Annotated in this window: 6 protein-coding genes; 2 read left to right on the forward strand and 4 right to left on the reverse strand. The window is 58.9% G+C overall.

What is annotated here, in order from left to right:
• Nucleotides 1-423: 423 nt before the first annotated feature.
• Nucleotides 424-2,736, reverse strand: a complete 2,313-nt coding sequence (locus BV034_RS13025; protein ID WP_050027447.1) for a M56 family metallopeptidase — start codon at nt 2,734-2,736, stop codon at nt 424-426.
• Entirely contained in the window at nt 2,733-3,170 is a 438-nt protein-coding gene (locus BV034_RS13030) for a BlaI/MecI/CopY family transcriptional regulator (protein WP_050027448.1), read from the reverse strand. Before BV034_RS13030 ends, BV034_RS13025 begins: the two co-directional genes overlap by 4 nt.
• A 139-nt stretch (nt 3,171-3,309) precedes the next feature.
• On the opposite strand from BV034_RS13030, the gene BV034_RS13035 reads away from it, so the two are divergent.
• Entirely contained in the window at nt 3,310-3,807 is a 498-nt protein-coding gene (locus BV034_RS13035) for a hypothetical protein (protein ID WP_050027449.1), read from the forward strand.
• A gap of 10 nt (nt 3,808-3,817) precedes the next feature.
• Here BV034_RS13035 and BV034_RS13040 read toward each other — a convergent pair whose 3' ends face one another.
• Complete coding sequence (locus BV034_RS13040) at nt 3,818-4,531, reverse strand: hypothetical protein (protein WP_050027450.1); 714 nt, start codon at nt 4,529-4,531, stop codon at nt 3,818-3,820.
• Between the two features lie 167 nt (nt 4,532-4,698).
• Nucleotides 4,699-6,006, reverse strand: a complete 1,308-nt coding sequence (locus tag BV034_RS13045) for a Gfo/Idh/MocA family oxidoreductase (protein WP_265592948.1) — start codon at nt 6,004-6,006, stop codon at nt 4,699-4,701.
• 143 nt (nt 6,007-6,149) lie between these two features.
• Between BV034_RS13045 and BV034_RS13050 the strand changes: the two genes are divergently transcribed.
• On the forward strand, nt 6,150-7,270 hold a 1,121-nt coding region (locus tag BV034_RS13050; protein WP_050027451.1), incomplete at its 3' end, for a DEAD/DEAH box helicase.

Here is a 7,270-nt window from a genome sequence, read left to right on the forward strand (position 1 = left end):
TGTCAAGCCACCGGCACTCCAAGACGCTGACGCGAGGTGGAAGGGCCAATGCCGCTGTTGGAGTTGTCTGATGGGAGATGATCACTAGGGCCACGAAAGCGGCGGTTCCCGCACGCACTCCACAGCGACTTCGTCGCCACGTGATGACTATCGCCACTAGCTTGGGAATCTGAGCGGCTTTTGACATCGGAGGCTCTTTCGAGCAGCAAACCACCCTACGCATACACCCCCTGGATGCGAAGCATCTTTGCAGTGCGTGCGGGAACCGCCGCTTTGGTGGCGATTGTGAGTTCCTCGTACCCGGATATGGTAGCAGGGGAGAGGAGGGCACATACCACGACTCCGTGCGACCACTTGGTCAGCAGGCCGCCCCTCAGCCTCGTCGTGCGCTGCGACCTGCCGCTCGCTTCTTCCTTCCCCTCTCTACTTCGTCTCGGGTTTCTTTACCACGGTGGGCTGTAGAATCAGAATGTACATCGACGGCTTGGATGGGTCGGCGGATTTGGGTTTCGGCATGGCCGGAGTAAACACGGCGCCTGTGTCCACAGCGGTCGGAGCGCGGCGCTGGGGTCTGATGCCGCCGATCACCACATACTCCCCATCACGAGCGGAGAAGCTGGTGGTGAGTTTCAGAGTTTCAAAGACCGGCTGCTGAATCTTGTTCTCGGAGATCACCAATTCCTTCTCCTTGCCGTTTTGATCTTTGACGAGGGTCTTGATCGGGTTGCCGTAATTCATGAACCCAAGGAAATCGGTAATCTCCCAATAGAGTTCGATGAGGTGGACGTTGTCCGGCTGAACGACTGGGTCGAATTCCATCCTCAATCCCACGGGACGCATTTCAAATGCCGTGGGCGTGGTGGGGAAGACGGGCAGGTCGCCGAGCCCCGGGATGGGCTTGCCGTCTTTGGTGGTAGGCGGTTGCATCAGTCGAGGCGGGTCAAATTCGGTGGGATAAATGAACTCTCTCACCATGTCCACGTGCGTGCGTTGGCCTGAACGCGTCGTCACCGATGGCGCGGCCGTGAGGCTTTGCACGCTCTTGTCGGACTGAACGTGCGCCAGCAATTTCTGCCCCTGCTCCTTGCTCAGGATGCCCTGAACCTGCAGCCCATCTTTGGCCGGTTCCTGCAGACCGTACTCACTCCAGGGGAGCCAGCCTTGCTCAACTTCCAGGATGAAGCTGCGAATCAACACCTGTTGGTCCGAGTCGCGCTGGGCAAAGTAGGTGGCAATCGCGTTGTGTGTGGGTTCGTCTGCCGTTACGATCAAGGTCCGGATGTCAGGCATGATGACCTGCGGAGGATGATCAGCGCGGTGGGAAACGCGTCCTTGGTTGATCAAGTGGAAGCGCGCCGCAGTGGAATACTTCTCCAGCGTTTTTGCACTAGTCGGTGTGGAGGGGGCAGGCGAAGACGGGCTCGCGAAGGGATCGACTGGCGCAGTATTGTCTTTGGTCGCAGCAGTGAGCAACAATCTCCGCAGATTCTCCGACAGACGATAAATGCGGGTCTCGTCGGGCTTCGTAGCCGGACTTGTATCCACGCCGTTGTCTGAACCTTTGTCTTTCTTGCTGGCGAGATCTGCGGCTGGAGCTGGTTCGGTCAAAGTCTCCACGCGATTCTCTTGTTTACACGCGGTGAAGCTGCCCAATGCCACTACCAGGAGGACACATGCGGGAGCCTGCCATTTCAAACGTGCCCGGCGATAGGGGGCGCGATCACGCTGCTCCTCCATGAGGGCTTCCACCCGACGCCGCAACGCGGAGGAGCGCGCCATGGCGAGTGCCAGACGAAAAGGAGAGGTCAGACCGAAACGGCCAGATGTCTGGCAGCGAGACACCACCTGCACCAGATTCCGTGCATAGGCAGCCCTGCCCGACATTGAGGCCGTGGCCAGGTCATCGCTGGCGTGCTCAGCGCTTCTTGCCAGCTCTCTCAACAACCACCATGCGAGAGGATGGAACCAGCAGGCCAGAAGGCAAACTCGTGCGCAAGTGAGCCACAAGAAGTCGCGCCTGGCCACGTGGCCGAGTTCATGCCTAAGGACTGTGCGAAGAGCGTAGGCTGGCCAGCCGTCCGCCTCCGGTGGCAGGGTGATGACGTGCTGGAATACACCCCAAGTCATCGGGATCTCACCGGATCGGCCGCGCAGCAGTTTGATTCTGAAGCCGGGCGCCCATTGAGTGAGTTGCCGGCTGAGGGCATCTTGCAGATTGGTGCTGACAAGATGACTCGTGCGGGCCACACCAGCGAGTTGCAACAGTCCCAGTACGAGCCATGCGGCACCTGCCACCACGCCGATGGCCCAAATCGCCACCAAGTAATGGGCAACTTCCCATGACTGGGTAGATAGGCTGTCTCCAGCTCCACCTGAGAGTGTGTTTGCCAGGGCGGAAGGGTCATGCTGGGCTTGGGATTCCTCTGGAGAGGAGGCAGAGGCCAGTTTCCATGAACCCGATGTGCCTGTCAGGGGCGTGGCAACTTCTGCTCTAGTGGTCAGGAGCGCCCAACTCACCCCCTGATTTTGAAGCGCCAACGAGGTGGGGATCAGAAGGGGCACCAGCAAAGCGGTAGCCACCAGCAGCGCATGCCGGTTGGAGGCCGACCATCGTTGACCGAATGTCCAAAGCGCCAAGCCGCTAGTCAGGAGGAGCAAAGTGACCTGCACGGTGAAGGTCACAAGTAGGGGGCTCAGCGCGGCCAAGTCCGAAAGGTTCAGAAGCATCAGATTCATGATTTTGGCTTGGTTGAAGGAGGGTTCTGAGTGCTGAGAGATGAGGCCGTACGGAGGTGCTCCTTCCGCTTGGACTCGATGAATTCTGAGATTGAGCGAAGCTCCTCCTCGCTGTAGCTGGCGCCGGGATCGGAGAGGTGAGCGGCCAGGGCCTTGCCCAAGGATCCGGAGAAAAAGGTGTGAATGGCCCTGCTGAGAGCCGACCGCCCCGCCTCCTGACGGGCGATGGTTGGCCGATAGGTGAATTCGCGTCCTTGTTTGCCGTGCTGCAAATGCCCTTTGTCTTCCAAGATGGTCAACAGAGAGCGCAACGCCGACCGGGTGGGCGGATCGCTCAATTCGGCTAGCAGGTCAGAAACGGTGACGTTGCCGCGGGCGAACACGATGTCCATGATCTCCCGCTCTCGTTTGCTCAAAGCTGGTAATTCTGCCATGGGCGGAATTTTCAGCCTTTTTCATGTCGGTTGTCAAAACAAAAGCGGAATTTTCAGCTTTTAGCGACGATGCCTCCGTCTGAGCCCGGCAAACCCGAGACCGTCTTGAGTTGGCGCCGGAATGCAGTTATGGGCGAAAATGCTTTCGCTTCTGCCCGCGTCCCTGAGAACCCTGTTGTTTGCCGCACTTCTCCTTTTGCAGGTGGGATGCGAATCGCGAGGGCCGGGTGCTCAGAGTGCCTTTGAGGCGCTCAAGGCTGGTGGGGCTGAAGTGGCCTCTGCCCTGGAGGCCTTTCATGCCGAAAAACAAAGGTGGCCGAAGACGCTCTCAGAGCTGACGGATACAGGCTCGATCAAGGATGCCAAAGCCCTGCTATACCCCAAGGTGGACGTGCTGGGACGTCAGCAAGACTATTTGAAACCAGAAGCCAAAGTGGAATGGGCAGAGTGGAACTACCATGTGCCCCCTGAAACCTCTCATGATACCCCGCTGTTGGTGGCACCTCATGCGTTCAAGGAAGCCAACGGGCAAATGTTTGAGAAACCGCAGCGCTTTGTCATCAAGGTGGGCACGCCACCCCAGATGGTGAATGATGAGGACGTGCCTGCGTTGATGGAGTTGTTGGCCCCTCGATAGCGTTGGCGTGTTACTCCTTTACAGCTTCCCGTTTCATCGAGAAATCAGTGCCGTTCCAGTCTAGGACGTACACGTATTGCGGTGGGCCGAGCTTGTCGGCCAGTTGATCTTCACCGATCTCCGCGCCTTGAATGCGGATGGAGGTGCCTTTCTGCGGGAGGATCCACCACCACTTCAGTCCAGCAGCCTCGGCTTCCTCACCGATTTCCTTCGTGGTCTTGAAGAAGTTCTCCGCATGCAAAGCAGGAATGTGCTGGGCGCTTACATCCTCCAGCTTCTTGGGAGCTTCCGGAGCCCAACGATAGAACTTGATCAGGTCCGTCGAATGACTGGCCACGGACCAGCCATCGATGACCACCGCGATGAGGCAGGCTCCATCCTTCTGCTTTTTCTCGCGCCAGTAGGTCATGTGTACATTCATGCCTTCCCCGTCTCCAGGGGAGGTGAAGTCCAGGTAGCCGTTCTTCGTATCCACATGGATCTCCCGGACATGCGTTTCCTCCTTGGCCTTTGTCACCGCGGTGGCGTCGCCGCTGAGGAGGGCTTTTCTCCGCGCCGGAGTGAGTTCACCGTGGATCTCGTTCCAGGGCTTGAGGGCCTGGTCCGGCAGCAGGTGGAAGAAATCCACCACGGTCTGTCCATGAGAGGTGGCTGGCATGCCCACGCAGGTCAGGAGCAGCAGCGTGATGGCAAGGAGCGACAAGAAAGAGAATCGATGAGCCATGCCGAGGTTTTCCCTACATTTTCGGCATTCGCAAGAGCCTCGCAGAAAATTCTGTGGCCGGTGACGATTCAACCAGGCACAAAAGAGGAGGGCAGCTTGCGCCGCCCGCCTCGAGTGAACTTAACAACTACGACGTGAATTCAAACGTCTTGGGCTGATCAGAACTCTCAGACGATCTTGTAGGTGCCGGGCTGTGGGGCGAGGTAATTGCCATTCGGGCCGGGAAGGGTGGGGGGCTGGCTGTCCCAGGTCGGATTCTCCGGCATGGTGCGGTGGTTGGTCGCCAGTGCTTCCTCCCATTTCTGTTCCTTGCCGGTGTAGGTGGCGTAGCGTCCCAGCACGGCGGTGAAGCTGCTCGTCGCGCCGTAGTAGGCGTTGTTGAGCGGTTTGTTGCCGCGAATCGCTGCATGCAGCTCATCGTGTTCCACCTGGTAGGGGTTGGGATCGTTTTTGCCCCGGTAGCGCCAGATGGTGTTGCCTTTGTAGTCAACGATGGAACCCGGACGCAGAATGCCCTTGGTTCCATGAAACTCCTCGGTCACACTGTTGGCGCAGCCGGTGATCTGGCGGCACTGGCTGTTCACCACGATCCCATTCGGATAGCGGAACTCCACTGCGTGATGGTCAAAGATTTCGGACTGGTGGTCAGGCTTCCGCACGGCACGTCCACCCATGCCGGAGGCACTGATGGGCAGGGCATCCAGGAACCAATTGGCCACGTCCAGATTGTGCACGTGCTGCTCACAGATGTGGTCCCCGCACAGCCAGTTGAAGTGGTACCAGTTGTGCACCTGGAACTGCATCTCTGTCATGTCCTTCATGCGGTCGCGGTACCAGATTGCCCCGCCGTTCCAGTACACGTTGGCGGAGATCACATCTCCGATGGCGCCGTCTCGCAGCTGCTTGAGGGTCTCATGATACACCGCCTGGTAGTGGCGCTGGAGACCGACCACCACTTTGAGATTCTTTTCATCAGCCTGCTTGGCCACTTCCAGCACCTTCTTGGCACCATAGGCATCCACACACACCGGCTTCTCCATGAAGACGTGTTTGCCCGCTTTCACGGCCGCTTCGAAGTGGAAAGGGCGGAACCCGGGAGGTGTCGCAAGGATGACGAGGTCACAGTGTTCTAGCACCTTCTGATAGGCATCCATGCCCGAGAACTGGCGCTCCACCGGTACGTCCACCTTGTCATTGTGCTTGTTCATCAGCCCGCTCAAGGCGCGCTGGAGGCGGTCATCAAAGGCGTCACCGATGGCGGTGAGCTTCACGTTGGAGCCCCCTACGCTGAGAGTCTGGTCCGCAGCGCCGGAGCCGCGGCCCCCTGCACCCACCAGACCGACGCGGATCACCTTGTCGTCCGTGGCCTGTGCGCGGAGGATGTTGAAGTTGGAGAGCAGCCCGGCGGCACCGACGAGGCCGGTGCGGGCCATCATGCTGCGGCGGGAGAGGGCGTGAGGATCGGGAGGTAGCATCAGTGAAAAACGCCCGGCAGGAGTGGAATCTTAAGAATTCAGAATTCAAACCTTAAGTTTCGGTGTTGGGGCAGAGGCTTGTTTCTTTGAATTTTGAGGTTTCACCGTGCACTCTTCGTATTCCCACCGATAGTGCGCCCCTTATGCCTTTTCGCGCCCTCGGCCTCCACGAAAACATCCTCAAAGCCATTCAGGAGGCCGGGTACTCTGAACCAACCCCGATTCAAGCTGCTGCCATCCCGCAGGTGGTGGCGGGTCACGACATGATTGGGATCGCCCAGACCGGCACAGGCAAGACGGCTGCCTTCACGTTGCCCATGCTGCATCTGCTGGCACAGCTTCATGGTCAGGGACCGCTCCGGGGCATCAAGGCCCTTATTCTCGCCCCCACTCGCGAACTGGTGGCCCAGATTCACGACAACGTGCGCGCCTACGCCAAACATCTGCCGTTGAAAGTGGCGATGATTTTCGGTGGGGTGGGGGAGAAGCCGCAGATCGAGGCGCTTCGCGCCGGGACAGATCTCGTCATTGCGACGCCAGGCCGTCTTATCGATCTCATGGGCCAGCGTCACGGCAATTTTAACTCCCTTGAATTCCTGGTGCTGGATGAGGCGGACCGGATGCTCGACATGGGCTTCCTGCCTTCCATCAAACGCATCGTGAAGTCCCTTCCGAAGAAGCGCCAGACGCTGTTGTTTTCCGCCACCTTGTCCAAGGAGATCGAGGCGCTCACGCATGAGTTCCTGAATCATCCCAAGACCGTGCAGATCGGCAAGCGATCCAACCCGGCGGAGAGCGTGACCCAGTTTGTGTACGAGGTGCCAAAGCATCTCAAGCCTGCGTTGCTGGTGCACTTGCTCAAGGATCCGGCATTCAACATGGTGCTTGTCTTCAGTCGTATGAAGCACGGGGCGGATCGCATCGCCCGTCACCTTGACCGGTACGGCATCAAGACAGTCACCCTGCATTCCAACCGTACTCAAAACCAGCGCCTGCGCGCGCTGGCGGATTTCAAGTCAGGGGCTGCCAGAGTGTTGGTGGCCACGGACATCGCCGCGCGAGGCATTGATGTGGACGGTATTTCTCATGTGGTGAACTACGACTTCCCCATGCATGCGGAGGACTACGTCCACCGCATCGGTCGTACCGGCCGCGCCCAAGCCGTGGGCGACGCGATCAGCTTCATCTCCCCAGAGGATCATGGACCTCTGAAGAGCCTCGAGCGCTTCATTGGGCGTGGCATTGTGCGGAAGCGGGCAGAGGG

The organism is Verrucomicrobium sp. BvORR034, from assembly GCF_000739635.1.
Classification (GTDB): Bacteria; Verrucomicrobiota; Verrucomicrobiia; order Verrucomicrobiales; family Verrucomicrobiaceae; genus Verrucomicrobium.

Excerpts from the sequence above, each read along its gene's own strand:
- BV034_RS13025 (WP_050027447.1), bottom strand. The coding sequence starts at position 2,736 with ATGAATCTGATGCTTCTGAACCTTTCGGACTTGGCCGCGCTGAGCCCC.
- BV034_RS13030 (WP_050027448.1), bottom strand. The coding sequence starts at position 3,170 with ATGGCAGAATTACCAGCTTTGAGCAAACGAGAGCGGGAGATCATGGAC.
- BV034_RS13035 (WP_050027449.1), top strand. The coding sequence starts at position 3,310 with ATGCTTTCGCTTCTGCCCGCGTCCCTGAGAACCCTGTTGTTTGCCGCA.
- BV034_RS13040 (WP_050027450.1), bottom strand. The coding sequence starts at position 4,531 with ATGGCTCATCGATTCTCTTTCTTGTCGCTCCTTGCCATCACGCTGCTG.
- BV034_RS13045 (WP_265592948.1), bottom strand. The coding sequence starts at position 6,006 with ATGCTACCTCCCGATCCTCACGCCCTCTCCCGCCGCAGCATGATGGCC.